A 19,372-nucleotide genomic window follows, 5' to 3' on the forward strand; every position below is an offset into this window, starting at 1 on the left:
AGGAGGCTCACCGCCCGCCCCGCTGGTCGCTGAGCGCCTGCTAACTGCAATCAACAGCCAAGTTTAACAGAGCTTAGTTCAAAGGATCAATTTCTCTTCTAAGCATATGCCGGAGCAGCTGTTTTAAATGCAAATCGCTTTGCTCGGTTTTCTCATAATCAAGCTCGTAGGCGAAAATCATCCGAACGAGCATAAAAGCAGTTAGCGGAAGAGGAACATGTGCATAATATCCTTGCTCCTGTCCTTCTCTTATCAATTTGCAAATAAGCTGGACCGATTCTTCCTCACCGCTTGTAAAGCACTTTTCAATTTCAGGAATCCGGTATTCCTTATATTCTTCAAATAAGGAAGAAACAAAAGAATCATGATGAATCTCTGCACTCAAGTACCTTAATATTTTGCGCAGCTTTACAAGAATATCCTTTTCTGTCCTGTAGGCTTTAAAAGCTTCTGAACGGGTCTTTCTGATGTGACGCATATAGCAATCAAGGAGGATCTCATTTTTATCATTGTAATAATAATAGATTGTACCCTTCCCGATTCCTGCCTCTCCGGCAATTTTACTTAACGTAGTTCCCCTAAAGCCAAGGCTTGAGAAAAGCCGTGTTGCTGATTGAATAATTTTCTCTTTTTTCCCTAAGTCCTTCATTTACCGCACCCTTATGATAAAAGTCATGTGTGTTTCTCCATTATTGCCAATTATGGCAGAACAGTCAAATGCACAGTCTTGTCCCGCTCACTTGTCCATATTGGAAGTTTTTAACGAAGAGGAGGGACTTCTTTCGCTTTTTTGTCAGAAAGGTTGCCAATCTATTCTGAAGGTTCTAACATATAAATATGACCAAATTCATCATTCGGTCGAATTTTTACTCTCATTTCGACCAATATAGATTTTTGGTCGAAAAAATCCAGATTAACTTTATGAAAGAAGGTCTTGAGAATGTGCGGAATTGCAGGCTGGGCTGATTGGTCCAAAGAATTAATAGGTGAAAAAGACATTATTCAAAGTATGACAAAGGCAATCACTCACAGAGGACCGGACGCAGATGGATTCTGGTACTCCGACCATGCCGTCCTTGGACACCGAAGACTCATTGTCATCGACCCTGAGGGCGGACTTCAGCCAATGATCTATGAAGACACGAATCAGAAAATTGCTCTTGTCTATAACGGTGAGCTATATAATTACATTGAACTTCGTGAAGAATTGGAGAATAAGGGACATCTGTTTAAAACAAAATCTGACACAGAGGTTCTCATTCACGCTTATATAGAATGGAAAGAGGATTGCGTCCAGCACTTTAACGGGATTTTTGCCTTCGGAATTTGGGATGATCATCTTAAAAAGCTTATGCTCGCCCGTGATCATCTTGGAGTTAAACCTCTTTATTTTGCAGAACGCGGCCAATCCATTATTTTTGGTTCCGAATTAAAGGTTCTCCTGAAACATCCTTTAGTGGAAGCTGAAGTGACAGCTGAAGGATTATCCGAGGTATTCGCATTAGGTCCCATGAGGACTCCGGGAAATGGAATTTTTAAAGATGTAAAAGAAATACGTGCGGGTCATTATGCGGTCTTTACGGCTGAAGGGCAAAAATCGGTCCGGTATTGGAACTTGAAAAGCGAGTCACATCGCGATGATGAGATTGCAACAGCCGAAAAAATAAAAGGACTGCTTGAAGATACGGTTAAACACCAGCTTATTGCTGACAGACCCGTTGTCTCCATGCTTTCCGGAGGCCTTGATTCCAGCGGCTTGACGGCAATCGCCGGAAAAGAATACGGAAGCAGAAATAAGGTTCTTCATACGTATTCGATTGATTTCGTTAACAACGATCAGGATTTTAAAGAGGATTTTCTTAGACGTGATAAAGATGAGCCCTGGGTAAAAAGAGTAGCCGAGCACGTTGGTACTGAGCATCATTCAATCGTTTTTGATGCTCAAAAGCTAGTAGACAATCTTCTTGTTCCAATGAGGGCAAGAGATCTTCCTGGAGTTGGTGAGATTGAAACCTCTCTCTACCTGCTGTTTGAAGAAATGAAAAAGGATGCGACTGTTGCCCTTTCTGGAGAATCCGCCGACGAAGTTTTCTCAGGATATCCATGGTTTCACCAGGAAGAGTATTTGAATGCCGGACAATTCCCATGGCTTGTAAATCTGGGATATTTCACTGATATTTTATCCGATGAGGCAAGATTGAAACTGCAGCCTGAGGCTTACCGCCAAAAACGTTTTAAAGAGGCTGTTAACGAAGTTCCATTCCTCGAGGGCGAAAGTGAACTGGAAGCGAAGCAGCGCCAAATGTCCTATCTCTTTATCACTCGTTTCCTGCCATTTATGCTGGATCGAAAAGACCGGGCAAGTATGATGACCGGCTTTGAAGTGAGGGTCCCCTTTTGTGATTACCGGCTGGTTGAATACTTATGGAACGTTCCATTTGAATTAAAAAGCATAGATGGGATTGAAAAAGGAATTCTTCGCCGTGCATTTAAGGATTATTTGCCGGATGACGTCCGCAACCGCAAAAAAAGTGCCTATCCAAGTACGAAGGATGACGCTTATCTCAAAGGCATCAGCAGCTGGATGACACAAATACTTGAGGATGAAGACGCCCCGATCCTTCCGCTAATCAATCAGGATCGGGTACGTGCCATCTCAAGAGGAGAAGACCAGGAAATACAAGGGGATAAAGCACGTGCCATCCTGGATTATCTTGTACAAATAAACGAATGGCTGAAAGAATACAAAATTAAAATCAGCCTCTAATACAAAAGGTGTTCCGGGTTTCGGAACACCTTTTCTTATTTTGCCAGTTTAAACTTGCTTGTCAGGCTTGAAAGCTCATTAGACAAACTGGTCAATTTGTTTCCAATCTCATGAGTGTGATTAATTTGAATCATCTGCTCTTCAGAAGAGGCAAGCATTTGTTCCGCACTTGCTAGTGTCTCTTGGGAAACCGAAACGAAATTTTCAGTTGACTGCTCCATCAAAGGCATACTCTCCTGAAGAGAGTGCATATTGCTGTTCATCTCTTTTAGCTTCGCATTCACACTTTTCATTTCTTCCATTAGATGATCAAAGGAATACCTTGATTCTTCTGCTGCTGTTAAATGTGATTTCAGGCTGCTGTGGAGCTCTCCAAATTCATCCGTTGCTTTATTTGAAATATTCTCCATTTTCTGGACAGAGCCTTTTATTTCTTCTGCTGCTTTTGAGGACTGCTCGGCCAGTTTTCTGACTTCATTTGCCACGACTGCGAAACCTTTACCTGATTCCCCCGCCCTTGCTGCCTCAATTGCAGCATTCAATGCAAGCAATTTTGTCTGCTCTGAAACGGATTGAATTAAGCTGACAACTTTTGAAATAGAGCTGGAGTGGTTTTTTACCCCCCGTATCGTTTCATTCATTTTCTCGAATTCCAGTCCGAACTCATGAATTTCGCTGATCAAACCTGATATTTTTTTCTCTCCCTTGTCCGCTGACACATTCATTCCATCCGCACTTTTAAACAGGTATTCCATGCTTGTTAATGCCGTTCCAATTTCTTTCTTCATCTGATTGAACGCAGCCACGCTTGTTTCTGAGGTGGCAGCTGTCTGTTCTGCTCCCATTTTTACCACTTTGATAGCCTCCACAAGCTGTTCATTCTGATCCAGTACATCAGCTGAAGACTCGGTCAGTTCAGAGCCTGTATGCGATAAGTCCAGCGTAGTTGAATTCATATTCGATATCATCGTTCGCATTTGAGCAATCATTTGATTAAAGCTTGCCACAAGCGATCTGATTTCAGGAATATTGGTTTTTATATTTGTTCCTGCATCAAGGCTTCCCTCTCTTACCTGTTTCATAACAAGTCTTAATTGGGACAGAGGCTTCGTCAGTCCTCTTACAAAAAATACAATCAGCAGAGTAGCAATTAAAATGCTGATTGCTACTGTCCATGCAGTAAAATTCGCCAAGGAATAGATTGGAGCCAGATAACTCTCTGTCTCAACAGCGATAATCAGAATGCCTTTTAGCTCCTGGATTTCTTTTATGGATAAAGTGTAGTCTTTCCCATTGATTTTTTTATGAACAATGGTCTGCTTTTCATTTTTTTTAAGGTCTCCTAATTCTTGATACTTAAGCTCTTCCCCGGTTCCTTCAAGCATCGTTACCTGCTGATCTTTCAAAAGATAAAAGTCTGCGTTCAGGCCATCCTGAATCAGCTGGCTGGACTGATTAGGCAAAACCGTTTTATTAAATCGCTTGCTGAAACCTTCTTCGTCCCCTATATATGCGAACATCAGATTACCGGCTATTTCATTTGTTGTATTTACTTCCCGCTCTAGACGGTTCTCGATAATCGATATGGTCGTTTCTTTCGCCTTTTGATAAGAAGTGATACCGACTACTAATACAGAGGTAACAAGTATGAATAGAACAAGTGCGATGATCCGTGTCTGAAGGCTAAAGCCATTTTTGATTCCGCTGAAATTTTTGCCAAAGCTGGAGGCTGTTTTCATCCATCGTTCCGATGACTGTTTTAAAGCAAGAAAAAATTGCCTATCTGGAAACCTTCTTAGCCATATTCGTTTCATAAATGGAAAATTCTCCTTTTAAAGTACATATTGTGAAATGTAATTAAATTATCCCAAAAAAATATTAAGGAAGTGTAAATTTCACATTAATTTTTGCGATTTTTTGTCGAAAATTAGTTCTTTTATCATATATTATCTCCATTATTTTTCTTTATTTTAGGCATTTTGAATCCATCAGTTATGATTTCAGTTGGACAAGCATAGTATGAATTATGCCTGAAATGAAGGAAGGTCAGCCGATGAAAAGACTCATTCTGCTGTGCTCGATTGCACTGCTCACATATATTATTTACTATGATTTAAGCAGGGGGACTCTTCCGAGAGCGGAGGAGGAGAACATAATGGCTGTATCACAGCCTGTAAAGAAGGAGACGTTTAAACAGCTTAGCGTTCAAAAAGGGGAATCCGTCCTTATCATCATCAATAAGGTCAACGGCCATTCCATTCCTGTCCCCCTGGAAACTGCAGCCGAGGATTTTGAAAAACTCAATCCCGGAACAAAAGCGAACCGAATTCTAACCGGACACTCCTATAAATTCCCTGTTTATGAGTAGCCGATTTGTCTATTTCCTTGTCAATACTGCTAAATGACTGATACAATGTGATAGGAAAAGGTATCAATCTGGTTACCAAACCTATATGAATAAGGAGCGATCCACTCGTGGGTGAAATTACACATCGTACAAAAACTCGTCCTGTCAAAGTCGGTAATTTAACGATTGGCGGAAGCAACGAGCTTATTATACAAAGCATGACCACAACTAAGACACACGACGTTGAAGCAACGGTTGCAGAAATTAACCGTCTTGAAGAAGCTGGCTGCCAAGTCGTCCGGGTTGCATGTCCGGATGAGCGCGCTGCAGACGCAATTTCCGAAATCAAGAAGCGGATAAACATTCCACTTGTCGTTGATATTCATTTTGACTATAAACTGGCTCTTAAAGCCATTGAAGGCGGAGCAGATAAAATCCGGATTAATCCCGGAAACATCGGCCGCAAAGAAAAAGTAGAAGCTGTTGTTAATGCAGCAAAAGCAAAAGGCATTCCGATCCGTATTGGTGTGAATGCAGGATCTCTAGAAAAACGCATTTTAGAAAAGTACGGCTATCCGACTGCAGATGGAATGGTTGAAAGCGCACTGCATCACATTAAGATATTGGAAGATCTCGATTTTCACGATATTATCGTATCGATGAAAGCTTCTGATGTAAATCTTGCGATAGAAGCTTATGAGAAAGCTTCCAGAGCATTTGACTACCCCCTTCATCTTGGAATTACTGAATCAGGCACCCTGTTTGCAGGCACTGTAAAAAGTGCCGCCGGTTTAGGAGCCATCCTCCGTATGGGAATTGGAAATACCCTGCGCATCTCGTTAAGCGCGGATCCTGTTGAAGAGGTCAAAGTAGCAAGAGAGCTTCTAAAATCATTCGGACTTGCTTCAAATGCGGCAACGCTGATTTCATGTCCTACGTGCGGACGGATTGAAATTGACCTGATCAGTATCGCAAATGAAGTAGAGGAATACATTTCCACAATTAAAGCTCCGATTAAAGTAGCTGTGCTCGGGTGTGCTGTAAATGGCCCTGGCGAAGCACGGGAAGCCGATATCGGGATTGCCGGAGCGCGCAAAGAAGGATTACTATTCATGAAAGGGCAAATTGTTCGTAAAGTCCCTGAAGAAATCATGGTAGAAGAACTGAAAAAAGAAATCGATAAATTAGCGGAAGCTCATTACGCAAAGGAAGCAGCGGAAAAAGCGGAAGTTCAAGGCTAATCAAGAATAGCTTCAGCGGCTCGTTCACCCTTCGGCCACTGGAGCTGGACAAGTCAGAAATTTATACACACTTATGATAAAAAAAAACGGGCACTTCCCTATGGGAATGCCCGTTTTTCTTATTGCCTGTGTTAAAGCATGGTGTTGATTATTTAACACCTGCTAGCTGCAATCAACAGACAAGTTTAACAGAGCTTTCTTATTAAAAGAATGGTGTTACAAACAGTCCCAGAATCACGGAAACTGCTCCAATTCCTATTGCCCAGGCTCCAAGGGTTTTAGCACCCTTTCTTCTCGCCACAAATCCAACAATTATTCCCACTGCTCCTAAGATAACGGGAAGAAGGAAAAGTGAAATAACGGAAAGAGCGATCGCTATATACCCGGTGGATCTGCCTTCAACAGCCCCATGACGGTCATCATCTGCCACGCGTTCCTCTTCACGGTATGAACCAATCGGAGGTGCGATTTCTGCAGCAGATTCTTCTCTATATTCACGGTGCTTTTCAATTTCCATTAGTTCATCACGGTTATTCAGACCATTAACCTGATCTGAGTTCGTCATGTTGCCGTGATCTTCAAAGTGTCTTTCGTCTGCCATTCCTTTCCCCTCACTTTCAGATATAAGGAGCATCCTTAGTATGCAGAAGGCGGTCCATAATTATGCCTTTATCCATTCTTTTTCTGCACTGCTTTGTGATACACTTGGAAAAGATCAAAAAAGGAGTGTCGGCATGCTGCGTTTAGGGATTGATATTGACGGGACCATTACACCGCCAGAAACCTTTGTTCCATATTTAAACAAATCATTTAAAAAGCAAATAACCCTTGATGACATAAAGGATTATGACTTGACGAAAGCTCTTGAAGTCAGCTACGAAGAATTGGGTCAATGGATGGCGGAATTTGAACCGATTATCTATGGAGAGGCTCCGGTTTCAAAAGGGGCAAAGGAAATTCTCGGTAAATGGAAAGAGAAGCATGATTTAATATTTATCAGTGCCAGAGGCCATCATCTCTATGATACGACCTTGAACTGGTTTGAAAAGAATGAGGTTTCGTTCCATAATATCGACTTAGTTGGTTCACATGACAAGCTTGAGGCCGTTAAGAAACACCGCATCGATGTGTTTTTTGAGGATAAGCATGATAATGCCTGTATGATTAGCGAGGAATTTAACATTCCAGTCATCCTTTTCAACACTCCATACAATCAGGATCCCGTTCCGGAGCAAGTCGTGCGTGTGAACAGCTGGTTTGAGGCAGAGGAATGGCTGGATCGCCGGGTACTTGAGCTAAAAGAGAATCGGTAATCGGTGATAAGAAATAGCGGTAATCTAAAAATCCTGCTAAGAGGAAACGATTGAAATTGAAATCCCCGGAATGCTGTGTAAGCATTCCGGGGATTTGTTTTTCCAAAAATATTAAGGGATAGGCTAATTGCAGCGGAAGAAGCGAGAATTAAGCGTGAGTCAGTCAAAACAACTCCAATTAAAAGCGCAAGGAGATTTGAAACTCAGCTCCATTTTTTGTTTGTTAAATACAATCAGGGCAGGTCCCATATATCTCAAATTTATGGCCGCTCACATCATAACCTTCAAGGTCATCTTTTAATTTATCCATTGGACATGAATGAAGTTCTTTCGTTTTCCCGCAGTCCATACAGATAAAATGGTGATGATGATGGGCATGGTTGCACGTGAACCTGAATTGTTTCTCACCGGATAGTTCAGTGGTCTCCAGAATGCCCAGTTCAGCGAATAAGGATAAATTCCGGTATATTGTATCAAAGCTGAGACCGGGGTAGTTGGATTTCATGCTTTCAAGAACATCCCGGGCGGTTTGATATTTATTGCAGTCTGCAAAGAAGGAAAGCATTTCTTCCCTCTTGTTTGTATATTTGTAGCCTGAATCTTTAAGCATTTGGAGCGCTTGCTCAATATTCATTGTACATGTCCCCTTTTGAACTTGCTAACAATAATAGAAAGCACCAAAATGATGATATTCAATACCACAATCGTACCGCCTGGAGCGAGGTCGGCTTGATAGGCAACGATTAACCCTATAATAACAGACAGCTCGCCGAAAATAACAGATAAAAACATGGCTTGCTTAAACCCTTTGGCGATACGAATGCTCGCTGCAACCGGCAAGGTCATTAATGATGAAACAAGCAGGATACCAACAATCCTCATGGATGCGGCAATGACTAAGGCAACGGTCAGAATAAAAATAAAATGAATCCACTTTGCCTGAATACCTGATGCAGTCGCATGTTCTTCATCAAATGAGAGAACGAAAAGCTCTTTATACAAAAGCCCGATGATAAGTAAAACAAAAATGGAAATGCCAACTACAATCATCAAATCCGACCGTGTAACGGCCAGCACACTTCCAAATAAATAATTCATTAAATCTTTGTTAAATCCGTCCGCCAGTGATATAAAGATGGCACCAATTCCGATACCGCCGGATAAGATGATTGGAATTGCAAGCTCCTGGTAGTGCTTATAAAGACCGCGGAGCCTCTCAATTAATAAAGAGCCGGTAACGGAGAAGGCCATTCCCATATAGATAGGGTTCGCTCCTGCTAAAATCCCCCATTTCTTTTCAAGGAAAAGGCTGACCGCAATCCCCGCCAATGTTACGTGACTCAGGGCATCCGCAATAAGCGAAAGACGCCTGACGACAATGTATACACCAAGAAGAGGAGCAATAAGCCCAATGAGAAGGCCTGAGAAAAAGGCATTTTGCAAAAATTCAAATTCAAAAAACGGACTAATCATGATGATGCCCCTCCCCGTGATGATCATGGGTTAACACATGAACTGGATGCCCATAGTAATCTGAAAGTGAGTGTCCGTTTAATTGATCGAATTCTTCAGGAGATCCGTGGAAGTGAAGTGTTTTATTCAAACATGCCACCTGTGTTACCTTATCTGAAATGGTTCCTACATCATGAGTGACCAAAATCAGTGTAATCCCAAGCCGGCCGTTTAAATCCTTCAGCATACGATAAAAGCTCTGAACAGAAGCTGAATCCACTCCCACCGTCGGTTCATCTAATATGAGCAGCTTCGGATCACTGACAAGAGCCCTGGCAATAAACGTCCTTTGCTGCTGGCCGCCTGAAAGCTCCCCAATATTTCTTCTGGAGAATTCACTAAGCCCTACTGCATCTATGGCCTCTTTTACTTTCACACGATCTGCTGCTTTCATATATCGGAACAGTCCAAGCTTGCTTGTAAGGCCGCTCGCTACCACTTCAAAAACAGAAGCTGGAAAACCGGTATTAAAGCTGTTCGCTTTTTGAGATACAAATCCAATATCGTGCCAATTCTTAAATTTTTTCAAATCCTCTCCAAAGAGCCGGATGGATCCGCTTTGAGGCCTGAGCAGGCCAAGCAAACATTTGAGAAGAGTGGTTTTTCCTGAACCGTTCGGACCTACAAGCCCGATGAACGCTCCCTCTTCCACCGTTAAATTAATATCATCAAGAACTCTAGTCCGATCATATGAGTAGGATAAATGGGTAATTTCAATAACAGGATGATTCATCCTTTTCACCTCTTGCTTTGCAATAATTAAAGTAAGAACGATTACGATTTACTTTACAAAAATAAAATGGCAGCTATTGTGCATGCCATTTTATATAACTATAAAAGTATACATGCCTTCCCTGCGTTTGTAAAGAAAATCAAATTAGTGGATGGCTGATTTAAATCGCGCTCCATGAGTTTCCTGTGTGTTCATGATGGTGATAAACGCATTTTCATCAATTTCATGAATAATGGACTTCAGTTTTGTTACTTCCAGCCTTGTGACCACGGCATAAATGACTTCTGTATCTTCGTCTGAATATCCGCCTTTTCCCTTTAGCTTAGTCGTTCCGCGGCCAAGTCTGTGCAGAATTGCATCTGACACCTCTTCGAACTGCTCAGTCACGATTATAACGGCCTTAGTCTCATCAAGTCCCTGTATGACCGTATCAATCGTTTTGAACGCTATATAATACGTCATCACTGAATACATGGCCTGCTCAGGTCCAAATACAAATGCTGCCCATCCAAAAATGAAAATATTGATGAACATAACAAATTCTCCTACAGATACAGGAAGGCGTTTCGTCATTAAAATACCAAGTATTTCTGTTCCGTCCAGCGTTCCGCCATTACGGATCACCAATCCCACTCCGAGGCCTAAAATCAGCCCACCAAAAACGGTAGCGAGAATTGGCTCAGTAGTGAATGGTTCTGCATGATGAAGGGATTGCTCAATAATGGCCAAAGCAACGACCCCGAAAATAGAAGAAATCATGAAGGTTTTCCCGATGTGTTTGTAGCCGGAATACATAAAAGGAAGATTCAGCACAACGACTAGTGTACCAAAACTAATGAAAGCTAGTCCTGCGGGAGTAATGTGGTCAAGAATTAAAGATATACCTATAATTCCGCCATCAATGATGTTATTGGGGATTAGAAAAAGCTCAAGTGCAGCGGCTGCCAGACCCGCTCCGATGATGATCATGATAAATCGATAGATTGTTCTTCCTAATTTTTCTTTGCGATGCTGTCTTTTTTCCATAGCCCTCTCCTTTTTCTGCTTATTTTTATACATGAAATACGCTTAAGCCCATATGTATATGATATCCCTCTTCATTAAAGAGGATGGAAGCGGCAAGGCCTCATCCTTCCGCACAACTTAGGCATGAATCCATAGATTGTGGAGAGAGGAGGGTTTAATTTTGATTTTATTTCAAAAAATAATTAATCAAAAGGTTAATTCCATAACCGCCGATGAACTGCTTCAGCTGGCTAAGCAAAATCAGCTATCCATCAGTCCAGCTCAGGCAGCTCAAATAGTTAAAGTGATCAAAGGAAAAAATGTGAACATCTTCAATGAAAACGAGAGAAGAAAACTTCTTGCCAGCATTTCTGCGATCACATCCCCCGCAACGGCACAGCAGGTGGACCTGCTGTTCAAGCAGTTTGTTAAATAGCTTATGTAAGTTGGATTCGGGCTATTACGGGTTTTCTTCATTTACAAAAAATACAGAAAGGCTGTCTTTAGGAGACAGCCTTCTGTTTGTTTACCCTGAATGAACGGGAAGCAAATCTCCCTGGGACGGGAGTTTCCCATTATTGACTGACGATTTTATCTAGTACCCCTTCATCAAATTCTTTAGATCGAAACATCTCAATCTCAAATTTGTAAGGCGGTTTTTTATTTTTCTTATCTTCCCCTACATAAGGAGTTTCCAATATTTTTGGCACATCTGCTAGAGAAGGATGATGCACGATGTTTAGAAGCGCATCAAAGCCAATATGTCCGAAACCAATGTTTTCATGGCGGTCTTTTCTGGCACCAATCGGGTTTTTGCTATCATTTACATGAAGAACTTTTAGTCGATCAAGCCCGATGATCCGGTCAAATTCCTCTAATACCCCATCAAAATTATTAATCAGGTCATAACCGGCGTCATGTGTATGGCAAGTATCAAAGCAGACAGATAAATGTTCATTGTAATGAACCCCATCCATAATCCGTGCGAGCTCTTCAAAGTTTGAACCAATTTCAGAGCCTTTTCCAGCCATCGTCTCCAGGGCAATTTGAACCGGCTGATCCTTGAGAAGCACTTCATTCAGCCCCTCAACGATTTTCCTAATGCCCTCTTCTGTTCCTGCCCCAACATGTGCACCTGGATGGAGAACAATCTGTTTTGCCCCGAGTGCGGCTGTCCGCTCAATTTCGGACCGCAAAAAGTTTACCCCAAGCTCAAATGTGTCCGGATTAACAGAATTCCCGATATTAATAATATAAGGAGCATGAACAATGATGTTGTCCATTCCATTTTCCTTCATATGAGCCTGTCCGGCCTCGATATTCAAATCTTCAATTTTTTTGCGTCTCGTGTTTTGAGGGGCACCTGTATAAATCATAAAGGTGTTTGCTCCGTAAGATGCTGCTTCCTGGCTCGCTGCCAGCAGCATATGCTTCCCGCTCATCGAGACGTGGGAGCCGATTCTAAGCATGCAAATCCCCTCCTATTTCTCTCTTCTCTTAATTCGGCGCTGCTTCTTCTTAATTTTATCCATTTCCCATTTCATGTGTCTTTTGTAGCCAGGCTTAACTTTTTTAGGCTTACGAATACCATGCTTCGCACGCTCATCAACTTCTCTATCTGTTTTTGGACGATTTTTTCTGCGATGGCGATCATCTGCATCCTTAAATTCTGAACCTTCAAGATCTTTGTATGCAAATGAGATACCCATTTTTTCAAGCTTCGCTAATGCATCTTCATCAGAAGTTTCATAAATGGTTACAGCCAGTCCCGAATACCCTGCACGTGCTGTACGTCCTACACGGTGAATGTAAAAGTCCAAATCCTGAGGAAGCTCATAGTTGATGATATGGCTTACGCCCTCAATATCTATTCCACGTGCTGCAAGATCTGTTGCTACAACGTATTGATATTCCAGATCATTGACCTGTTTCATTACCTTTTTCCGTTCACGCGGAGGAAGTCCTCCATGAATCCGGCCAACTTTAAGACCTTTTGCAGCAAGCTCATCAGCTACAGCATCGGCCATTTTTTTCGTATTCGTAAAAACAATTGCAAGATATGGATTGTATGCAAGAAGCATATCATGCACAAGTTTCGTTTTATTGCGGTGTCTGAGCGGTAATAGCACATGCTCAATCTTTTCTGCCGCAGCCTGCTTGGGGGCAACATGCGTGAATTTAGGATTGGCCATGTATTTTTTCAAAAACGGCTTCAATTTTTCTGGAATGGTGGCAGAAAAAACGAGCATTTGAAGCTGTTCCGGCATTCCGCTAGCAATACGATCCACGTCCTCAAGAAAGCCCATATCCAAGATCATGTCGGCTTCATCGACGACAAATGATTTCGTATTATTAACATGAAGGGCGTTTACTTTCAGCAAATCATGCAATCTTCCTGGTGTTCCAATGACAATTTGAGGCTGCTGCTTCAGCTTATCAATGGAGCGCTGCTTGTCAGTTCCTCCAGTGAAGCACCTTGCCTGAATTTCCTGATCATGGTGGCTGATCAGCTTAAGGACTTCTTTGTATATTTGGTTTGCCAATTCCCTTGTCGGTGAAGTAATGACCACTTGTACGGATTGGGAAGCAGGATCCAGGTTATTTAATAACGGAAGCAAGTATGCATGGGTTTTTCCTGTCCCTGTCTGAGACTGGCCGATCACACTTTCCCCTTTAAGTATCGAAGGAATAATTCTCTCCTGTATTTCAGTAGGCTTCTCAAAGCCCAATTCTTTCACTGCGTCTATTAGAAACGGTTTAAGCTTTAATCGTTCAAATCTCTCCATAGTTGTATAAAACTCCCTTAATAATTTGCCTTCCTGTCTTATAGACGTTCCGTATCTGGACAGGTTTAACCATTTTCACATTATATACGAAAACAGGGCAAAACACCAACCTTGCAAAGTCTTTTCCAGTGAAAAGAAAAACCTTTTACCCGCTTATGCATACTCTGTAGTAGGTAACAGGATAGAAAGGAGTAAGACTATGTTTCCACAAAGACCTATGCCGCCCGGCGGCACACAGGGAAGAGGATTCATGCCGGGACCATTTTCAGGCGGAGGCCCGTTTGCTGGCCGTGGCGGACCCCCTATTCCTGGAAATCGTCCATTTACAGGGCAGGCACCAGGAGCAAGAGGCATTTTTCAAGGAGGTAATTTCGGAGGATTTGGCGGTCCTCAAGGATTTAGCGGCGGTCAGGGCTTTGGGGGCAGCCAAGGGTTTGGCGGGTTTGGAGGCTTCGGAGGACAGGTTCCAGGGGCCCAGCAGGCAGCTGGCGCCGGCAGCGGTGGAATTAGAGGCTTACTATCACGCTTTATCCCTTCAGCAGGCGGTGCCGGAAATATTGCAGGGGCTGCCCAGCAGGGAATCTCAGGTCTTGCCAATCCGTCCAATATAACGGGGATGCTTGGAAATGTTCAAAAGGTCCTCGGTATGGCTCAGCAGGTAACACCAATGGTCCAGCAATATGGTCCATTAGTCAGAAATCTCCCGGCAATGATTAAGATTTTCAGTCAAATGAACAGTGATGATGAGGATGACAGCAGCTCTTCTTCGGAAGAACAGACAGAAAAAAAAGCTGAAAGCAAAACAGCCGTTAAGAAAAAAACAGAGCCATTATCCAATGAAGCTGATTATAGCTTAGAGAAGCAAGACGAATTGTCTGAAGAGCCTTCAGCCAGAAAAGGTACGTCAAAACCTAGACTTTATGTATAAGAGTTTTGTATTCTTCCGCCCATTTCGCTATAATAATGTCAGGTAATGAGAAAAAAGGCCGGTTACCGGCTTTTTTCATTTTCGTTTCCTGATCATCCTTTAGGAGGAAGATACATGGATGTAATTAAGATTGCTCCCCGCGGATATTGCTATGGCGTTGTGGATGCGATGGTCATTGCGAAAAACGCGGCAATGGACAAAACCCTGCCAAGACCGATCTACATTTTGGGTATGATCGTTCATAATAAACATGTTACTGATGCTTTTGAAGAAGAAGGAATTATCACTCTGGACGGGACTAACCGTCTTGAAATTATGCAAAAAGTGGATAAAGGAACGGTTATTTTCACAGCGCATGGCGTCTCCCCGGAAGTCAGACGCATTGCCGAAGAAAAAGGCCTTGTGAGCATTGATGCTACATGTCCGGATGTAACGAGAACCCACGACTTAATCAGGGATGTAAAAGCCAAGGGCTATGAGGTAATCTATATCGGCAAAAAAGGCCATCCTGAACCAGAGGGTGCCGTTGGAGTGGCTCCGGAAATTGTTCACTTGATTGAGACGGTAGAGGATGCAGACGCTCTTGAAATCAATTCCGATAAAATTATCGTAACGAATCAGACTACAATGAGCCAATGGGACGTATACGATATTATGGAAAAGGTAAAAGACAAATTTCCCCATGTTGAATTTCATCAGGAAATTTGTCTTGCCACCCAGGTGCGCCAGGAGGCTGTTGCAGAACAGGCAAAAGAAGCTGACTTGACAATTGTTGTGGGTGATCCGAAAAGCAACAATTCAAACAGGCTGGCTCAGGTTTCAGAGCAGATTGCCGGCACACCGGCTTATCGGATTTCCAACCTTTCCGAGCTGAAACTGGAATGGCTGAAGGGCGTTAAGACAGTTGCGATTACTGCCGGCGCCTCTACTCCGACGCCAATCACAAAGGAAGTTATTACTTTTCTTGAGAAATACGAGGACGATGAAGATAAGGTTTGGGATGTTGTCCATGCTGTACCATTGAACAAAATCCTGCCGAAAGTACGGGTAAAAAAATAAGAAAAAGGTGTACCGGCGGATTTGCAGGTACACCTTTTTGATTTCTATTAGATAAACGTAAATGGATCTGTATGAACGGCGGATGGAATAATACTGACCTCATATTTCTTTTCTTCAAATAGCGAGAGCATCAGGTCTGTTACTCCCTGTTTCATGACCTTTTCCACGTTATGGCCTGGGTCAATCACATTAAGGCCCATCATCATGGCATCATGTGCCGTATGGTAGTAAAGGTCTCCCGTAACATAAACATCTGCTCCACTGAATTTGGCGTCATAAAGGTATTTATTTCCGTCTCCGCCGAGTACAGCACATTTCTTTACTTTCGCGTCTAAATCTCCAACGACCCGAACCGTTTCAACATTCAGCGCTTTTTTCACTTGTTCAGTAAATTCCCTGAGCGTGATCTCTCCTTCAAGCTTGCCGATTCTTCCAAGACCCATCTCAATGCCTTTTTGATCCAGGGTATGGATATCATAGGCGGGTTCTTCATACGGATGCGCCTTCATCATGGCAGAGACTACTTTTTTCTCGAGGTTCTCAGGAAAAACCGTTTCTATTCTGAATTCATCCGCCTCTTCAAGCTTCCCTGCTTCTCCGATAAACGGGTTCGCCCCTTCCATGGGTAAAAAGCTTCCTGTCCCTTGTGCTGCAAACGAACAGCGGCTGTATTTACCGATACTCCCTGCCCCTGCAAGTCCAATGGCTGTTCTAACCTCATCTTTATGTGATGCAGGTACGAACACCGTTAATTTTTTAAGTTTTTCCTCGTAGGTGGGAGATAAAACTTTTGTATCCTGTAAATTTAGAGCCTGAGCCAGCAAGTCATTGACACCGCCCTCCGCAACATCCAAATTTGTATGAGCCGCGTAGATGGCAATATCGTGTTTTATGCATTTTTCAAGCAGCTGCCCCGCTGGCTGATCGGTCCTCAAAGCTTTCAGCGGTCTGAAGATCGGCGGATGATGGGCGATGATTAAATCGACATTCTGGCTAATGGCTTCATCAACTACTTCATCCAGAACATCCAGTGCAATCATCACCTGTTTAACCGGCTTATTAAGAGTTCCAACCTGAAGACCAATCTTATCTCCTTCAACTGCATAGCGTTTAGGAGAAAAGCTTTCAAACAGCTCAATGACCTCATATCCGTTCGGGATTTTGCTCATTCCAATACCTCCGATGCCATGGTTATCAAAGTCTCCATTTCTTCCCGCCTGCTTGTAGATTCATCTGTTGTTTTTCCTTTAGCAATTTGAGCAGCGACACTTTCCCAGTGGCGTTTTTCATGACTCCATTTTTTAATAAATACTTCATTTTTCTCTTCCATCAGAAATGGGCCAAACAAAATGGCAGATTCCTGTTTTTTTCCGTTATAAGGATGGAGGGGGTCGCCTTTTTCTGCTACAAGGACCTCATAGATTTTCAGATCCTCTTCCAGAATTTCTTCATGGATAAGCTCCCATCCATTTTCAATCAGCCAAGTCCGTATAAAATTCGCGTTTACATTCGGCTGAAGGATAAGGCGCTCGGTCTGATCAAGCTTGCTCTTTCCCTCCTCGAGGATCTTGGCAATCAGTCCTCCGCCCATTCCAGCAATGGTCACACATGTGGCCTCAGATGGGCGCAATACAGAAAGCCCATCCCCCTTGCGCACATCGATCCGGCTTGTTAATCCAGTCCTCTCCACCTGTTTGACTGCGGACTGATAAGGACCCTCCACCACTTCGCCAGCTATCGCCTTTTGAACCTTTCCGTTTATGGCCGCAAAGCATGGCAAATATGCATGATCCGATCCAATATCGGCTAAAACCGCTCCAGATGGAATAAAGTTCGCAACCGTGTATAGTCTTTTTGATAATTTCAATTCATTCATGATGTCACCTTTGTCCATAATTTATGTATACCTTCCCCTATTTTAGGTGAAGTGCTTCTTCATGTCCAACAGGCAAAACAAAAAAACCCCTTTTAAGGGGTCTAAGGCGCATTATTTTAACTCTGAAACCCATTTTGCCATTTCATCGAGTTTCTTTTCATCTGGAACCAGATTAGCCGGCATTCCGCCGCCCCCGTTTTTAATTCTTTCTTTGATGGCATTTACATCCAAATCATTACCAGCGAGTTTTGGACCAACGCCGCCCTCATAGTTTTCTCCATGACAGGAAATACACTTTCCTTTATAAATTTCCTCAGGAGACAGTTTCGCAATATCCTCTTGTTTAGGCTTCTCTTTCTCTCCGCCAGCCATTTCTTTCCCGTCACCAATCCCTTTTACTGAAAAAAAGAGCATTAATCCTATACCGAAAAGAGCAATTAAGGCAAAAGGAATAAGCGGATTCCGTTTCATTTTTTCTCCTCCCAGACTTCGTCTCTCTCTATATGTATTATAGATGTAAACTTCCTTCATTTTACTTTATATTAGAGGGAAGGAAAAGAGAATTAGTCCAATTTCATCCAAAAAACCAGCTTTTCCTAGATTCTTTTCAGCAGCCGATCTGTCTTGCAATAACCATTCTTTGAACTTCACTCGTTCCCTCGCCGATTTCAAGCAGCTTTGCATCACGCAAATACCTCTCAACATGGTAATCCTTCATATAACCATAGCCGCCATGAATTTGGATGGCCTGATTGGTGACTTCAGAACAAATTTCAGAAGCGTAGAGCTTGCACATAGATGCTTCCTTTGTAAAAGCTTTACCCTGATCCTTAAGCCAGGCTGCTTTATATACCATCGTTCTGGCGAGCTCAATTTTCATGGCCATATCAGCGAGCTTAAATTGTATTGCCTGAAAAGCTGACAAGCTTCTGTTGAATTGCTTCCGTTCTTTAGCGTAATTAAGCGCTTTTTCAAATGCAGCCTGTGCAATTCCTACTCCCATTGCCCCAATCCCAATGCGGCCGCCATCCAATGTAATGAGGAATTGCTTAAATCCTCTGCCTCTCTCACCAAGCAGGTTTTCCTCAGGCACCATGACATCTTCCAGAACCAATTCAGTCGTGTTTGAAGCGCTTAGCCCCATTTTTTCGTAATTGTCAATGACTGAAAACCCTTCGGCATCGGTTGGGACAATAATAGCGCTTATTTCTTTTTGACTTCCGTCTCTCCCTGTTATAGCAGTTAGAGCTAAAAATTTCGCATAGGATGCATTGGTAATGAAGCATTTGCTTCCGTTAATTAAAAAGCTGCCATCCTTTAAGACCGCTTCAGTAGCTGTTCCGCCAGCATCTGAACCAGCGTTAGGCTCTGTTAGCCCAAAGGCTCCCAATGACTCCCCTGAGCAAATTTTCGAAAGATACTTTTGCTTTTGCTCGGTTGTTCCAAATAAATTGATGGGCGCTCCCCCAAGTGAAATATGTGCAGAGTATGTAATACCAGTCGAAGCGCAGGCTCTGCTCAATTCCTCCGTTACAATAGCAAAACTCACGGTATCTGCTCCAGCTCCCCCGAATTCTTCAGGGAAAGGTAGGCCCAGCATGCCCATATCTCCAAGCTTTTTAAATATCTGCTTTGGAAATTCCTTTGTTTTATCTCTTTCTTCAGCTCCCGGTGCTACTTCAGCATCCGAAAATTCCCTTATTGTCCGTTGAATCATTTTTTGTTCAGCCGTTAAATCAAAGTTCATCCAATCCCCCCTGAATGTTGAACACGCTTACATTATTATTATAAGAGGAAAGGAATAT

General features: G+C 42.7%; 20 protein-coding genes and 1 pseudogene. 7 read left to right on the plus strand and 14 right to left on the minus strand.

Annotation, left to right across the window (positions count from 1 at the left end):
• Positions 1 to 73: 73 nt before the first annotated feature.
• On the minus strand, positions 74 to 649 hold the full coding sequence (locus AS29_RS02155) for a TetR/AcrR family transcriptional regulator (RefSeq protein ID WP_035405106.1): 576 nt from the start codon (positions 647 to 649) through the stop codon (positions 74 to 76).
• 291 nt (positions 650 to 940) lie between these two features.
• Here AS29_RS02155 and asnB point away from each other — a divergent pair, with 291 nt between their 5' ends.
• Positions 941 to 2,767, plus strand: a complete 1,827-nt coding sequence (gene asnB, locus AS29_RS02160; RefSeq protein WP_035405107.1) for an asparagine synthase (glutamine-hydrolyzing) — start codon at positions 941 to 943, stop codon at positions 2,765 to 2,767.
• A gap of 35 nt (positions 2,768 to 2,802) precedes the next feature.
• On the opposite strand, the gene AS29_RS21990 is transcribed toward asnB, so the two are convergent.
• Complete coding sequence (locus tag AS29_RS21990) at positions 2,803 to 3,756, minus strand: methyl-accepting chemotaxis protein (protein WP_442854513.1); 954 nt, start codon at positions 3,754 to 3,756, stop codon at positions 2,803 to 2,805.
• Positions 3,751 to 4,581 (minus strand): annotated as a pseudogene (locus AS29_RS21995) (sensor histidine kinase); the annotation flags it as partial. The gene AS29_RS21990 and the pseudogene AS29_RS21995, both read right to left, overlap by 6 nt.
• Positions 4,582 to 4,820: 239 nt before the next feature.
• Here AS29_RS21995 and AS29_RS02170 point away from each other — a divergent pair.
• Together AS29_RS02170 and ispG are read left to right on the plus strand one after the other, a co-directional pair.
• Positions 4,821 to 5,135, plus strand: a complete 315-nt coding sequence (locus tag AS29_RS02170) for a hypothetical protein (protein WP_035405108.1) — start codon at positions 4,821 to 4,823, stop codon at positions 5,133 to 5,135.
• 107 nt (positions 5,136 to 5,242) lie between these two features.
• Complete coding sequence (gene ispG / locus AS29_RS02175) at positions 5,243 to 6,355, plus strand: flavodoxin-dependent (E)-4-hydroxy-3-methylbut-2-enyl-diphosphate synthase (RefSeq protein WP_035405109.1); 1,113 nt, start codon at positions 5,243 to 5,245, stop codon at positions 6,353 to 6,355.
• 202 nt (positions 6,356 to 6,557) lie between these two features.
• Here ispG and AS29_RS02180 read toward each other — a convergent pair whose 3' ends face one another.
• Entirely contained in the window at positions 6,558 to 6,872 is a 315-nt protein-coding gene (locus tag AS29_RS02180) for a DUF308 domain-containing protein (protein ID WP_231889897.1), read from the minus strand.
• A gap of 217 nt (positions 6,873 to 7,089) precedes the next feature.
• Here AS29_RS02180 and AS29_RS02185 point away from each other — a divergent pair, with 217 nt between their 5' ends.
• A complete protein-coding gene (locus AS29_RS02185; RefSeq protein ID WP_035405359.1) occupies positions 7,090 to 7,668 on the plus strand; it encodes a nucleotidase in 579 nt (192 codons plus the stop codon).
• Between the two features lie 223 nt (positions 7,669 to 7,891).
• Here the strand turns inward: AS29_RS02185 and AS29_RS02190 are convergent, their stop codons facing one another.
• From AS29_RS02190 to AS29_RS02205, 4 genes are all read right to left on the minus strand, one after another.
• Positions 7,892 to 8,302, minus strand: coding sequence for a Fur family transcriptional regulator (locus AS29_RS02190; RefSeq protein ID WP_035405111.1), 411 nt, complete (start codon positions 8,300 to 8,302; stop codon positions 7,892 to 7,894).
• On the minus strand, positions 8,299 to 9,141 hold the full coding sequence (locus AS29_RS02195) for a metal ABC transporter permease (RefSeq protein ID WP_035405112.1): 843 nt from the start codon (positions 9,139 to 9,141) through the stop codon (positions 8,299 to 8,301). Before AS29_RS02195 ends, AS29_RS02190 begins: the two co-directional genes overlap by 4 nt.
• Positions 9,134 to 9,913, minus strand: a complete 780-nt coding sequence (locus tag AS29_RS02200; RefSeq protein ID WP_035405113.1) for a metal ABC transporter ATP-binding protein — start codon at positions 9,911 to 9,913, stop codon at positions 9,134 to 9,136. Before AS29_RS02200 ends, AS29_RS02195 begins: the two co-directional genes overlap by 8 nt.
• A 144-nt stretch (positions 9,914 to 10,057) precedes the next feature.
• Positions 10,058 to 10,939, minus strand: a complete 882-nt coding sequence (locus AS29_RS02205) for a YitT family protein (protein WP_035405361.1) — start codon at positions 10,937 to 10,939, stop codon at positions 10,058 to 10,060.
• Positions 10,940 to 11,099: 160 nt separating this feature from the next.
• On the opposite strand from AS29_RS02205, the gene AS29_RS02210 reads away from it, so the two are divergent.
• On the plus strand, positions 11,100 to 11,354 hold the full coding sequence (locus tag AS29_RS02210; RefSeq protein ID WP_035405115.1) for a DUF2624 domain-containing protein: 255 nt from the start codon (positions 11,100 to 11,102) through the stop codon (positions 11,352 to 11,354).
• Between the two features lie 139 nt (positions 11,355 to 11,493).
• On the opposite strand, the gene AS29_RS02215 is transcribed toward AS29_RS02210, so the two are convergent.
• Both AS29_RS02215 and AS29_RS02220 read right to left on the minus strand, forming a co-directional pair.
• Positions 11,494 to 12,387 carry a deoxyribonuclease IV gene (locus tag AS29_RS02215; protein WP_035405117.1) on the minus strand — a complete coding sequence of 298 codons (894 nt, stop codon included), beginning with the start codon at positions 12,385 to 12,387 and terminating at the stop codon, positions 11,494 to 11,496.
• Between the two features lie 12 nt (positions 12,388 to 12,399).
• Positions 12,400 to 13,704, minus strand: coding sequence for a DEAD/DEAH box helicase (locus AS29_RS02220; RefSeq protein ID WP_035405119.1), 1,305 nt, complete (start codon positions 13,702 to 13,704; stop codon positions 12,400 to 12,402).
• A 199-nt stretch (positions 13,705 to 13,903) separates the two neighbouring features.
• Here AS29_RS02220 and vrrA point away from each other — a divergent pair, with 199 nt between their 5' ends.
• Together vrrA and AS29_RS02230 are read left to right on the plus strand one after the other, a co-directional pair.
• A complete protein-coding gene (vrrA, locus tag AS29_RS02225; RefSeq protein ID WP_051860550.1) occupies positions 13,904 to 14,632 on the plus strand; it encodes a VrrA/YqfQ family protein in 729 nt (242 codons plus the stop codon).
• A gap of 114 nt (positions 14,633 to 14,746) precedes the next feature.
• Entirely contained in the window at positions 14,747 to 15,691 is a 945-nt protein-coding gene (locus AS29_RS02230; protein WP_035405120.1) for a 4-hydroxy-3-methylbut-2-enyl diphosphate reductase, read from the plus strand.
• A 47-nt stretch (positions 15,692 to 15,738) separates the two neighbouring features.
• Here the strand turns inward: AS29_RS02230 and AS29_RS02235 are convergent, their stop codons facing one another.
• From AS29_RS02235 to AS29_RS02250, 4 genes are all read right to left on the minus strand, one after another.
• The gene (locus AS29_RS02235; protein ID WP_035405121.1) at positions 15,739 to 16,860 is read right to left on the minus strand and encodes a Nif3-like dinuclear metal center hexameric protein; all 1,122 of its coding nucleotides are present in this window, start codon (positions 16,858 to 16,860) and stop codon (positions 15,739 to 15,741) included.
• Positions 16,857 to 17,567 carry a tRNA (adenine(22)-N(1))-methyltransferase gene (locus AS29_RS02240; RefSeq protein ID WP_035405365.1) on the minus strand — a complete coding sequence of 237 codons (711 nt, stop codon included), beginning with the start codon at positions 17,565 to 17,567 and terminating at the stop codon, positions 16,857 to 16,859. Before AS29_RS02240 ends, AS29_RS02235 begins: the two co-directional genes overlap by 4 nt.
• 111 nt (positions 17,568 to 17,678) lie before the next feature.
• Entirely contained in the window at positions 17,679 to 18,038 is a 360-nt protein-coding gene (cccA, locus tag AS29_RS02245; RefSeq protein WP_035405122.1) for a cytochrome c550, read from the minus strand.
• Positions 18,039 to 18,174: 136 nt separating this feature from the next.
• On the minus strand, positions 18,175 to 19,314 hold the full coding sequence (locus AS29_RS02250; RefSeq protein WP_035405123.1) for an acyl-CoA dehydrogenase family protein: 1,140 nt from the start codon (positions 19,312 to 19,314) through the stop codon (positions 18,175 to 18,177).
• Positions 19,315 to 19,372: the final 58 nt, after the last annotated feature.

Source organism: Bacillus sp. SJS, from assembly GCF_000732485.2.
GTDB lineage: Bacteria > Bacillota > Bacilli > Bacillales > Bacillaceae > Metabacillus_B > Metabacillus_B sediminis.